The organism is Pseudomonas sp. KH_050 (assembly GCF_057838875.1).
Window position 1 is genome coordinate 1,196,818 of record NZ_CM174478.1, and the last position, 16,061, is coordinate 1,212,878.

Here is a 16,061-nt window from a genome sequence, read left to right on the forward strand (position 1 = left end):
GATTATCGCGTTAACGGTAACAAAGATTCGCAAAATTCCCGGCTTATCGCGATCCCGGCCGCCCCCTAGAATTGCTCCACCGTAGGAGCTGCCGCAGGCTGCGATCTTTTGATCTTCAGCGCCCTCGATGGCGCCAAAAAGATCGCAGCCTGCGGCAGCTCCTACCGGAGTCCCCCCCATTCCAGGAAATTGCAGCAGTGCCGCGTCGTATCAACAGAGAGCTGAAGACTCTCAGTGTTTGGGCTTTATCGTTAGCAATCAGCGGCTGCATCGGAACCGGAGGAATTGCCCCACAGGGCAAGACACTCGCCGCCAATACCCTGGCCACCGACGAGGCGATCCAGAGCGCCGCGCGGGATGCCCACTGGCCGACCGCCCCGTGGTGGCAGGCTTACGGCGATCCGCAACTGAATCGCTGGATCGACCTCGCTGTGCAAGGCAGCCCGAGCATGGCCATGGCCGCTGCCCGGGTGCGTCAGGCCCGGGCCATGGCCGGGATTACCGAATCGGCCGAGTCGTTGCAGATCAATGGCGACTCGACACTCAAGCGCCATAACTGGCCCACCGACCAATTCTATGGCCCCGGTGAACTGGCCAATACCACCACCTGGGACAACAATGCCGCGCTGGGCTTCAGTTATGCCCTCGACCTCTGGGGCCGTGAAAGCAACGCCACCGAACGTGCCGTGGACATGGCCCACATGAGCGTCGCCGAAGCGCGCATGGCCCAGCTGGAGCTGCAGAACAACCTGGTCCGCGCCTATATCCAGCTGTCGCTGCATTACGCCCAGCGCGATATTGTCGACGCCACTCTGAAGCAGCAACATCAGATTCTCGACCTGGCGCAAAAGCGCCTGGACGGCGGCATCGGTACCCACTTCGAAGTCAGTCAGGCGCAAACGCCGTTGCCGGAAACCCATCGGCAATTGGACGCACTGGACGAAGAAATCGCCCTCAGTCGCAACCAGCTCGCCGCGCTCGCCGGTAAAGGTCCGGGGGAGGGCGCGCAGTTGCAACGGCCAACGTTGTCGCTGGGCGCAGCACTGAAGCTGCCTTCAGCCTTGCCCGCCGAACTGCTGGGTCAACGTCCCGATGTGGTCGCCAGTCGCTGGCAGGTCGCGGCTCAGGCGCGGGGCATCGATGTCGCGCACGCCGGTTTTTACCCCAACGTCGATCTGGTCGGCAGCCTTGGTTTCATGGCCACCGGTGGTGGCGCCCTGGAGTTCCTGACCGGCAAGAAGCTCAACTACAGCGTCGGCCCGGCGATCTCTCTGCCGATTTTTGACGGCGGCCGTCTGCGCTCGGAACTGGGTGAAGCCTCGGCCGGTTACGACATAGCCGTCGCCCGTTACAACCAGACCCTGGTCAACGCGCTGAAAAGCATTTCCGACCAGTTGATCCGCCGTGAGTCGATGGACAAGCAACAAGATTTTGCCGCCGAGTCGGTGGCCTCGGCACAGAAGACTTACGACATCGCCATGATCGCTTTCCAGCGCGGGCTCACCGACTACCTCAATGTGCTCAATGCCCAGACCTTGTTGTTCAAGCAGCAGCAAGTCCAGCAGCAAGTTCAGGCTGCGCGCCTCAGTGCCCACGCCGAACTGGTGACGGCGCTCGGCGGTGGACTCGGTGCGGGCAACGATGTGCCGCAAGACAGCCAGACAGTTGTACCGAAAACCCCGGCTCTTCTTAAGAGCATTTCGAATTGAGCGCGATGTTTCAGGTACACCCGCATTTGTGGCGAGGGAGCTGGCTCGCGCTTGAGTGCGCAGCACTCACAACATTGGCGGTGGCTGCCCGCATTTTGGGGCCGCTACGCAGCCCAGCGCGAGCAAGCTCGCTCGCCACAGTTTTCTCGCTTGTCTCAAGTCTTTCCTCACTGAGCAGGATTTCATGACTTCCTTGCCCGCACCACTGCGCTGGCTGTATTCCCTTGAATGGCGCCGTGGCTTTTACGACTGGGCACGCAGCGACGGCGTGACCTGGGTCTATATCTTCAAGGTATTGATCGCCGCATTCCTGACCCTGTGGCTGGCCATGCGCCTGGAACTGCCGCAACCGCGCACGGCGATGATCACGGTGTTTATCGTGATGCAACCGCAGAGCGGTCAGGTATTCGCCAAGAGCTTCTACCGTTTCCTCGGCACTCTGGCCGGGTCGGCGGTCATGGTTGCGCTGATTGCCCTGTTCGCCCAGAACACCGAACTGTTCCTCGGCACGTTGGCGATCTGGGTCGGCATCTGCTCGACTGGCGCGGCGCGTTATCGCAACTTTCGCGCCTATGGTTTTGTGCTGGCCGGTTATACCGCGGCGATGATCGGCTTGCCCGCGCTGGCCCATCCCGAGGGCGCCTTTATGGCCGCCGTGTGGCGGGTGCTGGAAATCTCCCTGGGGATTCTCTGCGCCACCCTGGTCAGCGCCGCGATCCTCCCGCAAACCGCCAGCGCGGCGATGCGCAATGCGCTGTATCAACGCTTCGGGGTGTTCGCGTTGTTCGTCACCGATGGCCTGCGCGGCCGTAGCCAGCGCGAGGCGTTCGAAAGCAGTAACGTGCGCTTTATCGCCGAGGCGGTCGGCCTCGAAGGGCTGCGCAGCGTCATTGTGTTCGAGGACCCGCACATGCGGCGGCGCAATGGCCGGCTCAGTCGGTTGAACAGCGAATTCATGGGCATCACCACCCGCTTCAATGCCTTGCACCAGTTGCTCGAACGTTTGCGCAGCAGTGGCACCGAGCAGGCAGTGGCGGCGATCAAGCCCGGTTTGCAGGACCTGGCCGAAGTGCTCGACGGTTTTTCCGCTCGGGCGCTGACCAGTGCCGATGCGGCACGCCTGGCCACGCAACTGGCGATCTATAAAGACGGTTTGCCCGCTCGGGTGCGCAGCCTGCGCACGCTCTTTCAAGAGAGTGAGCCGAGTGACGCCGAGCAGCTGGATTTTCACACGGCCTATGAGTTGCTCTACCGCTTCGTCGACGATCTGCACAGTTATGCACAGACCCATGCCTCGCTGGCCGAACACAGCCACCACCGCGAGCAATGGGACGAACCCTTTACACCGCAAACCAACTGGTTGGCATCAGCGGCCTCGGGGATTCGTGCGGCCTTCATCCTGGTGGTGCTCGGCAGTTACTGGGTGGCCACTGCCTGGCCGAGCGGCGCGACCATGACCCTGATCGCCGCCGCCACGGTCGGTCTGTCGGCGGCCACCCCGAACCCCAAGCGCATGGCCATTCAGATGGCCTGTGGCACCTTGATCGGTGCGCTGGTGGGTTTTGTCGAAATGTTTTTCGTCTTCCCCTGGATCGACGGTTTCCCCTTGCTCTGCGTGATGCTTGCGCCGGTGATCGTGCTCGGCTCGTTCCTCTCCTCGCGCCCGCAGTACGCCGGGGTCGGCCTGGGCCTGCTGATCTTTTTCAGCACCGGTTCGGTGCCGGACAACCTTACCGTCTACAACCCCTATGCCTTTATCAACGACTACATCGCCATGGTCATGGGCATGCTGGTCTGCGCTGCGGCCGGCGCGATCATTCTGCCGCCCAACAGCCGCTGGTTATGGCGTCGGCTGGAAGAGGATTTGCGCGAACAGGTGGTGTACGCCATCAGCGGCAAGCTCAAGGGGCTGGGGTCGGGTTTCGAAAGCCGCACCCGGGATCTGCTGCACCAGGCCTATGGCCTGGCCGCCGGGCAACCCCAGGTGCAGCGTGACTTGCTGCGCTGGATGTTCGTGGTGCTGGAAGTCGGCCACGCGATCATCGAGTTACGCAAGGAGCAGGCGATCCTCCCGGTGCATCCGGCCTACGCCGAATCCCAACCGTGGCGCCAGGCAATCCGGGTCATGGGTCGTTCGTTGGTGCGGTTGTTTATCCAGCCGAGCCAAAACAACCTCGAACGCGGTTTGATCGCCGTCGACCACGCCATCAGCCAGGTACAGGCCACTGACGAACCCTTCGCGCCGCACTTCGATACTTCCGCGCTGCGTCGAGTGAAGAGCTACCTGCATTTTATCCGCACCTCATTACTCGACCCGCAATCACCGCTGGCGGCGTTCGCTGCGCCCACCCAGCCCCAAGGACTAGAACATGCCTCGTGAAATCGCCTTCCACGGCGTGTACATGCCCACCATGACCCTGATGTTTTTTATCGCAGCGGCACTGTCCTGGGCTCTGGACCGGTTATTGGCAGGCTTCGATCTGTACCGCTTTTTCTGGCACCCGGCGTTGCTGCGCCTGAGCCTGTTCACCTGCATCTTCGGCGCCCTGGCGCTCACTGTTTACCGTTGAGAACGACCTGATGAAAAAGCTTTTCAGCCTGCTCGCCACCTTGCTGGTGCTGGCCCTCGCCCTGTGGATCGGCCGGACCCTCTGGGTGCACTACATGAACACCCCCTGGACCCGCGACGGCCGGGTGCGCGCCGACATCATCAATGTCGCCGCCGACGTCAGCGGTGAAGTGGTCAACGTCCCGGTGCGTGACAACCAGCAGGTTAAAAAGGGCGACCTGTTGATGCAGATCGACCCCGAGCATTACCAGATAGCGGTGAAACAGGCGCAGTCGCTGGTGGCTTCACGCAAGGCCACCTGGGAGATGCGCAAAGTCAACGCCCATCGTCGCGCCGACATGGACAGCCTGGTCATCTCCAGGGAAAACCGCGACGACGCCAGCAACATTGCTGACTCGGCCCTGGCCGATTACCAGCATGCCCAGGCGCAACTGGAAGCGGCGCAGCTGAACCTGAAACGTACCCAAGTGCTGGCCGCGGTGGACGGTTACGTCACCAACCTCAACGTCCATCGTGGTGACTACGCACGCATCGGTGAAGCAAAAATGGCCGTGGTCGACATGAATTCGTTCTGGGTCTATGGCTTCTTCGAAGAAACCAAACTGCCCCACGTACGGGTCGGCGACAAAGCCGATATGCAATTGATGAGCGGCGAAGTGCTCAAGGGCCATGTCGAAAGCATTTCCCGCGGCATCTACGACCGCGACAACCCGCAAAGCCGCGAACTGATCGCCGACGTCAACCCGACCTTCAACTGGGTGCGCCTGGCCCAGCGAGTGCCGGTACGCATCCATATCGATGAAGTGCCGGAGGGTGTACTGCTGGCGGCGGGGATTACTTGTACCGTGGTGGTGAAGCAGGAGGAGCAGTAGCCCCCTCGCCACAGAGAGCGCTGCGGTCCACCAGGGAAACACAACCCTCTTACAAGCGCCCACCCAACCCAAACCGCTTCATCAACCCCGCCTCCAAAACACCCTTGGGCAGCAATGCCGCCATCAACGGCAACGCCCGGCTGCCATTGCCCAAGCGCAACAAACGCGGCGGTTTGTTCTGTTGCACGGCCTTGAGCAATCCGGCTGCAAACTCACTGGCGGGGGTCGGATTGTCCTGAGAGGCCTTGGCGCGGGCGCGGATGCCTTCGCGTAGCGGCCACCAGGGCGATTGTTCGGTGATCAACTGTTCGGCCTCATGCCCTGCATTCCTGGCGAAACTGGAGGCAATGGCACCGGGCTGGACCTCCATCACACCGATGCCGAATGGCGCCAGCTCCATGCGCAGGGCATCGCTCAAGGCATGCACGGCGGCTTTCGAGGCGCAATAAGCGCCGGCAAACGGCGTCACCAGCACCCCGGAGACACTGCCGATATTCACCACCAGACCCCTGGCGCGGCGCAGTACCGGGAACAGTGCACGGGTCACGCCGACCACCGAGAAGACATTGGTTTCGAACTGCCGCTGCATGGCCTCCACACCACCGTCGAGCAATGGCCCCATCGCGCCGTAGCCGGCATTGTTGATCAGCAGATCCAGGCCACCCTGTTCCCGGTTGATGCGCTCGCTCAAGGCTTGCAGTGCCGGCCCATCGTTGACATCCAGTTGCACCGCGGTGAACCCGGCAGCGGCCAGCACCGCTACATCCTCAGCCTTGCGCGCAGTGGCCCAGACTTCATAACCGGCGGTTTTGAACACATCAGCCAACGCGCGGCCGATGCCGCTGGAACAACCGGTGATTAACGCGAGGGGCATGGCGCGGTCCTTGTGCAAGAGGGGAGAAGGAGTGAATCAGTCGGAGAAACTACCTTGCAAACGCTCGGCGCGAAACTCCAGGGATTGCGGACGATAACCGGGACGCAGCGGTGGCAGCGGCAAACAGTCTTCCCACGAGGCGCCGGCCTGCAGTTCGCCAGGGCCGCGGTAGCGTGGGGCGGCGTAAAGATTATCCGCCAGGTTCACTGTATCGCCGGGCGCATAGGCGGCGATCCGCCAGCGCAACTCGGTCAGCGGCACGTCATTGCCGTTGTTCATTTTTACTTGCAATGGACGATCCGCCGGGCAGTGCTCGGGCGCATAGCTGATACGCAACTCCAGCCGCGCCAGTTGCTTGATCTCGCGGTTGTCCAGCCAGATTACCCACACCGCCACCAGACCCAGACCGATCGCCGCCGCCAGCGATACCGGCAAGGCTTTGGCCGGATAACGCAGCAACAGGACCAGCCAGGTAATGACCAGCAGGACGCCGATGAACATGCTTGAAAGTCTCCGAGAGGTAGATAGCACCATCGTACCGAAGGGCGATGGGAATGGACATGAGGGGATTTGAGGGTTGCGCCGCTGGTCGGCCCTGTAATTTCTGACAGTAGCCAGGTATGGCTTATCAGCATTAGCTATCTTCAGGCACAAGGAAGACCACAGGCCATGTTGGCTCAGACACCGACATTACACAGCCGCACCCCGACGCTGACAGCCACTGACCCGCGTGGCCTGACGGTGCGTTCGGTGGATTATTGCCGCATTGCGCAAGGTGGACCTGCCGAATCACGCGTCAATCGCACAGCCCATGACCCGACGGGGCGCGCCATCGCCCAGTGGGATCCGCGACTGTTCAGAGACGCTTCGGCCCCGGCCAACCTCGCCTCGGTGTATTCCCTATCCGGCAAAGTGCTGAGCACGATCAGCGTCGATGCCGGGTGGCGCATCAGTTTGTTGGGCGAAGCAGATCAACTGCTGCATCACTGGGATGGCCGGGGCAGTCAGCGGCGGATGGAGTACGACACGCTGCTGCGGCCGCAGGCGGTGTTCGAGCAGGCCCTTGATGAGGAGTTTTCCTGTACGGAGCGTTATCTGTACGGTACTGCTGATCCCGCAATCGCCGATCACAACCAGTGCGGGCAATTGATTCGACACGATGATCCGGCCGGCACGCAGCAGTATGAAATCTTTGGTTTGACCGGGGCGCTGCTGGAGCAGATTCAGCATTTTTTGCGCCTGCTGGGCTCGCCCGACTGGCCCGTGCCTTTGGAAGAGCGCAATCAGCTGCTGGAACCCGGCGAAGGCGCAACGACCCGCTCGCGCTTCAATCCGCTGGGCGATGTGCTCGAGCAGACCGATGCCAAAGGCAATCGACAGTTCTTCCGCCAGACCGCTGGCGGCCAGTTACGGGAGGCACACCTGCAACTGAGCGCACAGGCTAACCGGCAAACCTTGGTCAGTGCCATCCAGTACAACGCCCACGGTCAGACTGAGCGGGAAGCCGCGGGCAACGGCGTCATCACCACCCTTGAGTATCGTCCCGAAGACGGTCGCCTGATCCGGCTGCAGGCCAAGCGCGACAGTAACTCCCTGCAAGACTTGCGATATGACTATGACCCGGTCGGCAATGTGCTGAGCATCGAAGATGCGGCGCAACCGATCCGCTACTTCGCCAATCAGCGCATCGACCCGATCAGCCGCTATCTCTATGACAGCCTCTACCAGCTGATTCAGGCCACCGGCTGGGAGGCGGGCGGTCCGAATAAAGGCCCGCAATTTTCCGCTTTCGACGATCCCGCGCCGCGCGCCAATTACCGCCAGACCTACCGCTATGACGAGGGTGGCAATCTGTTGGAACTGGCCCACGACGGCCCGCAACAGCATGGCCGGACCCTGACTGCCGCCAGGCACAGCAACCGCTGCCTGCCCGAACACAACGGCCGGCCACCGAGCGAAGCAGAGATCGCCGCAGCCTTTGACGCCAATGGCAATCTGCTGAACCTGCAACCGGGGCAGGCGCTGAGTTGGGACCTGCGAAACCAGTTGAAGGACGTGCGGCCGGTAGCGCGCGACTCTGGTCTCAACGATAGCGAATGGTATGTCTACGGCGCGGACGGAATGCGCCGCCGCAAAATCCGCTTGACCCAGACCAATGCCCGCACGCTGATCACAGAAGTTTGCTACCTCCGGGGCCTGGAAGTCCGCAGCCACAGTGGCACCGGCGAAGAACTGCAGGTGATCGTCATCCAGGCCGGTAGAAGTGCGGTGCGAGTGTTGCACTGGGAGACGGAGCCACCCAAAGGCATTGCCAATGATCAATACCGTTACGTCGTCGCGGATCATCTAGGCTCCTGCACCTTGGAACTCGACAGCGCGGGCGAGGTGATCAGCCAGGAGCGCTATCACCCCTTTGGCAGTACCGCATGGTTTACCGGCAGAGGGGAAGTGGAGGCGAGTTATAAAACCGTGCGCTATTCGGGCAAAGAGCGAGATGCAACGGGACTTTATTACTACGGCTTGCGATATTACATGCCATGGCTACAAAAATGGGTTAACCCGGATCCGGCGGGCAGCATAGATGGATTGAACCTGTTCAGGATGCTTGGGAATTCTCCGCTTAATCATCGAGATGACGAAGGAAGCAATAGTTATGATGTCCTGAGTCGTAGAGAAATGAGTGCTATAGATCGCAATATGAAGTTTGTAGCGCGTGGTCTTGAGAACTTTCCAGCAGACGCTCGGAAATCAGTTGTCGAAGCGATAACATTGGGGGGTGACTGGCTGGATAAGACGATTGCCGGATTGAAGAGTAGCCCCACTGCGCCCTTTACCAATGAGATCATGGAAACAGTATTTGGGCCCGACTATTCTCTGCCTGAGAATAGTCCTGGACGGTTGAGACAGGAAATATTGAGTATTATGGAGGAGGTCAAAATATTTAATTTAACATTAAGTGGTGAAAACAGTTGGAGGCTTGCATTGTTACAAGGGATGGGAAAGTCATTTGGGAAAAGTGCCCCCTCAAATACTCAAGGAAATTTAATCTGGTTGAATGACGAGTACATAAAAACGGCCCATCCCTTTGCGTTGGCAAAAACGGTGCTTCATGAGGCGTTTCACGCGATGAGGTCATCTAAAGATCCAGATCATATAAGTGATTTTTGGTATCTGATGACTAAAGTACTACTAAAAAATGCAACGGCATTAGAGCTTGAAAGTTATGTAAAGGGCGCAATGGAGGCATCGGGCGAACGCAGTGAAGAGTCACCTCGTGAGGACAAAATGTCCAAAACCGGACTTCAACACTATATTAAAATTTTTGATGATCATTCAGTCGCGTCTGGCAAATCTCCTTCGACTACAAAGCGCAAACGCGAAGAAGTGTTTGAGACGGCTATCGCGGTTCGTCATGACCTTGTTAAACACAACGCTGACTCGTTGGCGGTGATTGCCATGTTGCACGGTAACTGGCGGATCCCTTGATGAGGCTCCCTCGTTGACGGGAAGAAGAATCATCAAGGCTGCGTTTTAGTCTTCAACCCTATGCGGGCCCCTCGAATCCTGCGCCCCAACACATCCATCACATCACAGCATCGACACGGTGTTTCAGGTCGCAGCACACAGGCAGGATGAAACTCGGGAACAAAAAAAGCCCCCGCCCAACCCACTGCGGATAGGGGACGCAGTCGGCTGGACGAGGGCTTTTTATTCTGCGGTATTACCGGTCAATCACTGCGCGATGGTTTTCACCGAGACGCCGCGTTCGACCGGGGTGCGGCCGTAGATATCTTCAAAACGCTCGATATCGTCTTCACCCAGGTAGCTGCCCGATTGCACTTCGATGATTTCCAGCGAGATCTTGCCCGGGTTGCGCAAGCGGTGGACCGAGGCGATCGGGATGTAGGTCGACTGGTTTTCAGTCAGCAGGAACACGTTCTCGTCGCAGGTCACTTCGGCGGTGCCGCTGACCACGATCCAGTGTTCGGCGCGGTGGTGGTGCATCTGCAAGGACAGGCACGCGCCCGGCTTGACCGAGATGCGCTTGACCTGGAAGCGCCCGCCCATGTCCACCGAATCGTAGGAGCCCCATGGGCGGTAGACTTCGCAGTGGGTCTGGGTTTCGCTGCGGCCTTGCTCGTTGAGGGTGTTGACCATCTGTTTGACGCCCTGAACCTTGTCCTTGTGGGCGATCATCATGGCATCTTTGGTTTCGACCACGACGATGTTTTCCAGGCCGATCACCGAGACCAGTTTGCCGTTGCCATGGATCATGCAGTTTTTGCTGTCCTGGATGACCACGTCGCCTTTGGTGACGTTGCCATTGGCGTCTTTTTCGTTGACTTCCCACAGCGACGACCAGCAGCCGACATCGCTCCAGCCGGCACTTAGCGGTACCACGCAGGCGCGCTGGGTTTTTTCCATCACGGCGTAGTCGATGGAGTTGTCCGGGCAGCAGGCGAAAGTCGCGGAGTCGATGTCGACGGTGTCGGCATCTTGCACGCTGCGCTCAAGTGTCAGCATGCAAGTGTCGTAGATGTCCGGGTCGTGCTTTTTCAGCTCTTCGAGGAAGCGGCTGGCGCGGAACAGGAACATGCCGCTGTTCCAGAAGTAACCCCCGGCGTTAACGAACTCGGTGGCGCGTTTCACGTCAGGTTTTTCGACGAAGTGCGACACGCGGCTGACGCCTTCGGGCAGCAGCGAATCGTTGGTCGACTTGATGTAGCCGTAGCCGGTTTCCGGTTTGGTCGCAGGTACACCGAACAGCACCATCTCGCCATTCTCCGCAGCCACGGTGGCCAGGGCCAAGGCGCGTTGCAGGGCTTTCTGGTCTTCGATGACGTGGTCGGCCGGCAATACCAGCATCAACTCGTCGCGACCTTCGTTGACCAGCATCATCGCGGTCAGGGCCACGGCCGGCGCAGTGTTGCGGCCGAACGGTTCCATCAGGATGCGCTGGCTGTCGAGGTTACGGTTGCTCAGTTGCTCGTTGACGATGAAGCGGTGTTCCTTGTTGCAGACCACGATCGGCGTATCCATACCGTCGAACACCAGGCGCTCGAGGGTTTGCTGGAACAGCGTGTGTTCGCCGGTCAGGGCGAGGAACTGCTTGGGGAATTGTTTACGCGAAAGCGGCCAAAGACGTGAGCCACTACCACCTGACAAGATCACCGGAATCATGTTGTTACTCCTTGAAAATCAATTGGGTCAGAGCTACTGCGTTCTGTCGCTTCACTCTTGTTTTTGTTCCGTGTCGAAAGGTTGCGCAGGCTGCGATTTTTTGGCGTTTTCAATAACGCCGAAGATCAAAAGATCGCAGCCTGCGGCAGCTCCTACGGGGACCGTGTAACAACGGTCCCAGGGGCGGCGTTAACCCTCCGGAAAATTAATTAACGGGTCGAAACCGGGCGTTTTACCCAGACTGGCGACAGGCTGCTGCCGCTGCCGGTGATGTAGAGCACTGCGGCTTCACCACGTTCCAGCGCGACCGGTTTCACGTCGCCGACTTTCTTGTCGCCTTCATAGAGGGCGAGGCTGACTTTCACCGGGTTGATTTCACGCTCGCCACGGCCTTTGGCGGCGACGGTCGGGATCACTTCGGTTTTGCCGTCGGCGGTTTTCAGGGTCAGCGGTTTGTCGCTGAGGTTCTGCACGCGCACCAGGGATTTCTGCTTGTTTTTGAACGGTGGTTCTTCGACCAGTTGTGGCTTGCCGCCGGCGTTATTGACCAGGGTGTAGTAGTGGTCGCCGGCCAGTTTCACCGGCAGGGTCTGGCTGCCGACCTTGGCGCTGTAGTCGCCGCCAGGCATGAAACTGAAATCACTGCTGGCCAGCGGAGCGACTTCGTTGAGGTTGGTGGTGCCAACGGTGGCGCTGACTTCCTGATTGCTGGCGTTGTAGATACGTACGAAGCTCGAGCCTTTAGGTGCAGTCGGGCCGTAGAGCGCGGCGTCGCCAGCGAAGGCTTGCATCGACAACAGGCTGACGCCGGCAACGAGGGCGAAAGTCTTGGCGAGACGACGAGGAGTAGTCGTGAAAGTCATGTGTAGTACCTCTTTCAGTTTTGCGCCCGATCGGGCGTCTCGGATTTGGTGTTTGTAGCCAGGTTTTGTTGGCGCGTACCGGCTTCTTTGAGTGCAGCGACCCACTGTGGGTCGGCATCGCCGATTTCGTTGTTTACGGGCAGATAACGTTCCGGGAATTCCCAGATCAGCACTTGTGGCGGACTGTCTTTGAAGTCAGCGCTTTTCAGGTAGCTGAGCATGGGCAGAATCGGGCCGTGGCCGTCTTCCGAGTAGTTCACTACGTCGCTTTGCAGGGCCTCTTTCAAGGCACCGACAAAGTTCCAGTTAGGGTTGGCGCTGTAGCTGGTGCCGATCAGGGCCACCGGGACTTCGCTGTCGGCGAACAAGGCGTCGTCACCGGCAGGCTGCTCTTCAGCGACTCGCGTGGTGCGTTTTTCCAGCGGTTCTTGTGGTGGCATCAGGTTGTTGAACAGCGGGTCCAGCGGCAGGAACAGGGTCAGGTCGCCTTTGTGCTGTTCGGTTTTCTCGGCTTCGGTGACGAAGCGCTGCGGCTCGCCATTGAGCGGGGTTTTCTCGGCAATCGCCGCGGCCAATTGCCTGGCTGCGATCTCGGCGCCGGTCGGGGTCCAGTGAGTGTCGGTGCGCAGGAACACTTGATCACCGTTCTGCTTGGCCTGTTGCATCGGGCCGAGCAGGTCGGGAGCGAGGATCTTGTTCGCCGCGACATGGGCGTGGAAGTCCTGGTACAGATCGGCGTGGATGCTGGCAGGGCGCACATCGCTCAGGTGTTCCGGGTACAGGCGCACCTTGGCCGGAACAATTGCCATCACCAGTTTAATGCCACGCTCTTTGAGCACCTGACGCACGCCTTCGACCAGCGCGTAGTTGCCTTGCAGGTTCTGGTCTTCGTTGACGATCGGGTTGAATTCCTCATCGCTGTACAACCATTGATCGCGACCGAGCACTACGCCCGGACGACCTTCGTTGAACAGTTTGAAATCCAGCGCCGCCCAGAGGTTGGTACCCAGGCGCTTGATCGGGAACTCTTCGTCATAGTGAGTCTCGACGGCTTTGGTCCAGCGACCGTTGAGCACCGTGGTCTCGGCTGTGGTGTTGAAGCCGAAGAAACTGCGTGTCGACCACACGCCCAAGGCGAGCAGCATGGCCATAAACAGCGTGACATAGAGGATGCGTAATGAGCGGGTCATGGTCGGCTCCCTCAGAACTGGAAGTAAAGGAACGGCGAGAAGCTTTGCGCCGAGAGTTTCAGAATCGAAGCCACGAACAGCAGCAGCACCAGGGCGCGCATTGCGTAGCGCGGCCAATCGGCAACCCAGTAGGCAGGTTGCACCAGTGCATCGGTGCCGACGGTGTAGCCCGGTTGGTGGATGCTGTCTGCGGCATCACCCGGTACGGCTTTGATCAGGCCTGGTTGCGCGGTGGCCGGGCCATTGGCTTCGGTGTCCACGGCAGGCTTGGCTTTTGGCCGATTGCTGTAGAAGTCCCGCAGGCCAAAGAACGCCAGGGTTGCGTAAGCCACCACCAGGGTCGCGATTTGCAGACCGGTGAGGCTCGCTGCGTTGAGTTCCGACAGCGACCATTCGCTGAAGCTGAACATGGCACCGTACATGCGACCGGCGACGTGCAGGTTTTCCGAGCGGAAGATCACCCAGCCCATCACTACCAGCAGGAAGGTCAGCGCCCAGCGGATCGGGTTGAAGCTGTACGGCGAGGTGTTCAGGCCCAGGGCCTTTTCAATCGCCAGCCACATGCCGTGCCAGGCACCCCAGATGATGTAGGTGATGTTCGCGCCGTGCCACAGACCGCCGAGCAACATGGTCAGGAACAGGTTGCGGTAGGTGGTCAGCGTGCCTTTGCGGTTACCGCCCAGGGTGATGTACAGGTAGTCACGCAGCCAGGTGGACAGGCTGATGTGCCAGCGACGCCAGAACTCGGTGATCGATTGGCTGATGTACGGCTGTTTGAAGTTTTCCATGAAGCGGAAACCCATCATCAAGCCCAGGCCGATGGCCATGTCGCTGTAGCCGGAGAAGTCGAAGTACAGCTGCGCGGTGTAGGCCAGTGCGCCGAGCCAGGCATCCCCGGTAGTCGGGTTCTGCAAGGCGAAGCAATGGTCGGCCACGACCGCCAGGGTGTCAGCGATGAAGACCTTCTTGATGAAGCCCTGCATGAACCGCGTGGCACCTTCGGAGAACTTGTCGAGGGTGTGGGTGCGGTTGTTGAACTGGTCGGCCAGGTCGCGGAAACGCAACACGGGGCCGGCGATCAAGTGCGGGAAAATCGCCACGAACGCCGCAAAGTCAATCAGGTTGCGGGTGGCCGGGGTATCGCCGCGGTAGACGTCGATGATGTAGCTGATGGACTCGAAGATGTAGAACGAGATCCCGATCGGCAGCAACACGTGAGTCAGGATGAACGGCGACAGACCGACCGACGTCATCATCGCGTTGATGCTGTCGACGCCGAAGTTGGCGTACTTGAAGTAGCCGAGAATGCACAGATCCACCACCACGCCGAGCAGTAGCCAGCGTTGTGCAGGTTTGGTGCGAACGCCGGCAGCCCCGACTTTCAGGCCGATCCAGTAGTTCCACAGGGTGACGGCCATGAACAGCGCCAGGAAGTCCACTCGCCACCAGGCGTAGAACATATAGCTGGCAATCAGCAGCAGCAGATTGCGATAGCGTTGCCCGCTCAAATAGTACAAGCCGAGAAAGATCGGCAAGAACAGAAACAGGAACACATTGGATGAGAAAACCATCCTGACTCTCCGTGTTTATCCAACAGTTAAGGGCCAGAGCCCCCCCAAACCCCCCCACCAAAATCGGGGAGGTTGTATTGCATTTGAAACTAACCTGGCCACAAGCCTTACGAACCCTTGTTGCCTTTCTCATGACTCGGGTCATAGACCTTGGTCAAATCCCCACCCAGGCGGAAGCTCTTGAACGGTTGCATCTCGCGTTTGCGTTCAAGCACATGGGCCGGGCAGGCGTAGAGGCTGCAGAAGGGTTCGAGCCAGGCGAATTTCGAATCGACCTTGAGGTCGGTCATGTCCTGTTCTTTACCGTTCTTGTCTTCGAACTCGTCAGGGTCCTTGACCCCGGCCAGCACTCGGTCACCCAGGCGTTTGAGTGCAGCGTTGTTTTCCTGGCGCACATCCACACCGTTGGCCTGAGCAAAACTGGCGATCATCGCCAGCGGTGGCAGGGCGTAGTTGTGATAGGCGAGGGCGCGTTGCTGGCGCTTGAGTTCGTTAGGCAGGAAACCCTGGGCGTCGACCTGGTTGGCGCCGACTTTGAATTCCTTCACTGCCCAGTCGAACAGGTCGCGGCGATCGGTCGCGACCGCAGTGGCCATCACTGACCAGGCTGCCCAGTACGAATGGTTGTTGGTTTTTTCCAACGGCAGGTTGTCCCAGTCACTGACCACCTGATCGGCCATTTTGCTGAACCAGGCTTCGATCTGTTGCGACTCTTGCGGGTGGTTCGCCAACGGATGGCTGTCAGAAAACTTCAAGCGGATATAGGACGAGGCCATGCTGCCCAGTGCCCATTTGCGCATCGACATGCCGGTATGGTTGAAGTCCTTGGACATCAGCGCATCGGCCTTGGCCCAGCCAGTCAACCAGCTCAGGGTGCACTCGAGCTGTTCCGGACGACCGTCGCGCATGAACTGCATCACCTGTTTGCTGGTGCCACGCTCCAGTTTGGTGATGTCGGCGGTGGCGTCGCGGAAGGCTTTTTCCGATGCTGTATTGAGCGTCGAGCGGGCCTTGTCGGAACCTTCGTATTTGCTGCGAAACTGCAGTTCCCGGGTGTAGGGCGTCGGCATGCTTTCGCAGCTTTGGGCCTTGTCACCGGTCTTGAATTTTTCCACTGGCGCGTAATAGCCCTGAGGCGGGCGCAGTGGTGCGGCGGCCTGTGCGGTGCCGGCGAAAATCGCCAGCCCCAGCAGCGTCGGCGCCAGCAGCCTTTTCATCGTCAGTGTTCGAGT

At 59.6% G+C, this 16,061-nt stretch carries 12 protein-coding genes; 5 read left to right on the forward strand and 7 right to left on the reverse strand.

What is annotated here, in order from left to right:
* Window positions 1-197: 197 nt before the first annotated feature.
* The 4 genes from AC3IUA_RS05570 to AC3IUA_RS05585 all read left to right on the forward strand — a co-directional run bounded on the left by AC3IUA_RS05570 (window position 198) and on the right by AC3IUA_RS05585 (window position 5,150).
* Window positions 198-1,709, forward strand: a complete 1,512-nt coding sequence (locus AC3IUA_RS05570) for an efflux transporter outer membrane subunit (protein WP_489359510.1) — start codon at window positions 198-200, stop codon at window positions 1,707-1,709.
* 184 nt (window positions 1,710-1,893) lie between these two features.
* Complete coding sequence (locus AC3IUA_RS05575; protein ID WP_489359511.1) at window positions 1,894-4,089, forward strand: FUSC family protein; 2,196 nt, start codon at window positions 1,894-1,896, stop codon at window positions 4,087-4,089.
* Window positions 4,079-4,279, forward strand: coding sequence for a DUF1656 domain-containing protein (locus tag AC3IUA_RS05580; RefSeq protein ID WP_489359512.1), 201 nt, complete (start codon window positions 4,079-4,081; stop codon window positions 4,277-4,279). The genes AC3IUA_RS05575 and AC3IUA_RS05580 overlap by 11 nt, the downstream gene beginning before the upstream one ends.
* Window positions 4,280-4,289: 10 nt before the next feature.
* Window positions 4,290-5,150: an efflux RND transporter periplasmic adaptor subunit gene (locus tag AC3IUA_RS05585; RefSeq protein WP_489359513.1), complete on the forward strand. Its 861-nt coding sequence runs from the start codon at window positions 4,290-4,292 to the stop codon at window positions 5,148-5,150.
* Window positions 5,151-5,199: 49 nt separating this feature from the next.
* Here AC3IUA_RS05585 and AC3IUA_RS05590 read toward each other — a convergent pair whose 3' ends face one another.
* Complete coding sequence (locus AC3IUA_RS05590; protein WP_489359514.1) at window positions 5,200-6,024, reverse strand: SDR family oxidoreductase; 825 nt, start codon at window positions 6,022-6,024, stop codon at window positions 5,200-5,202.
* A 36-nt stretch (window positions 6,025-6,060) separates the two neighbouring features.
* A complete protein-coding gene (locus tag AC3IUA_RS05595; protein ID WP_489359515.1) occupies window positions 6,061-6,525 on the reverse strand; it encodes a multidrug transporter in 465 nt (154 codons plus the stop codon).
* Between the two features lie 168 nt (window positions 6,526-6,693).
* Here AC3IUA_RS05595 and AC3IUA_RS05600 point away from each other — a divergent pair, with 168 nt between their 5' ends.
* Window positions 6,694-9,510, forward strand: coding sequence for an RHS repeat domain-containing protein (locus tag AC3IUA_RS05600; protein WP_489359516.1), 2,817 nt, complete (start codon window positions 6,694-6,696; stop codon window positions 9,508-9,510).
* Between the two features lie 246 nt (window positions 9,511-9,756).
* Here AC3IUA_RS05600 and AC3IUA_RS05605 read toward each other — a convergent pair whose 3' ends face one another.
* The 5 genes from AC3IUA_RS05605 to AC3IUA_RS05625 all read right to left on the reverse strand — a co-directional run bounded on the left by AC3IUA_RS05605 (window position 9,757) and on the right by AC3IUA_RS05625 (window position 16,046).
* Window positions 9,757-11,205 (reverse strand): mannose-1-phosphate guanylyltransferase/mannose-6-phosphate isomerase, encoded by a 1,449-nt coding sequence (locus AC3IUA_RS05605; protein WP_489359517.1) that lies wholly within the window; start codon window positions 11,203-11,205, stop codon window positions 9,757-9,759.
* Window positions 11,206-11,414: 209 nt separating this feature from the next.
* Entirely contained in the window at window positions 11,415-12,068 is a 654-nt protein-coding gene (locus tag AC3IUA_RS05610; RefSeq protein ID WP_489359518.1) for an alginate O-acetyltransferase AlgF, read from the reverse strand.
* Window positions 12,069-12,082: 14 nt separating this feature from the next.
* Window positions 12,083-13,258, reverse strand: a complete 1,176-nt coding sequence (locus tag AC3IUA_RS05615; RefSeq protein ID WP_489359519.1) for an alginate O-acetyltransferase — start codon at window positions 13,256-13,258, stop codon at window positions 12,083-12,085.
* Between the two features lie 11 nt (window positions 13,259-13,269).
* Entirely contained in the window at window positions 13,270-14,829 is a 1,560-nt protein-coding gene (locus AC3IUA_RS05620) for an MBOAT family O-acyltransferase (RefSeq protein ID WP_489359520.1), read from the reverse strand.
* 107 nt (window positions 14,830-14,936) lie between these two features.
* A complete protein-coding gene (locus AC3IUA_RS05625) occupies window positions 14,937-16,046 on the reverse strand; it encodes a mannuronate-specific alginate lyase (RefSeq protein ID WP_489359521.1) in 1,110 nt (369 codons plus the stop codon).
* Between the last annotated feature and the right edge of the window lie 15 nt (window positions 16,047-16,061).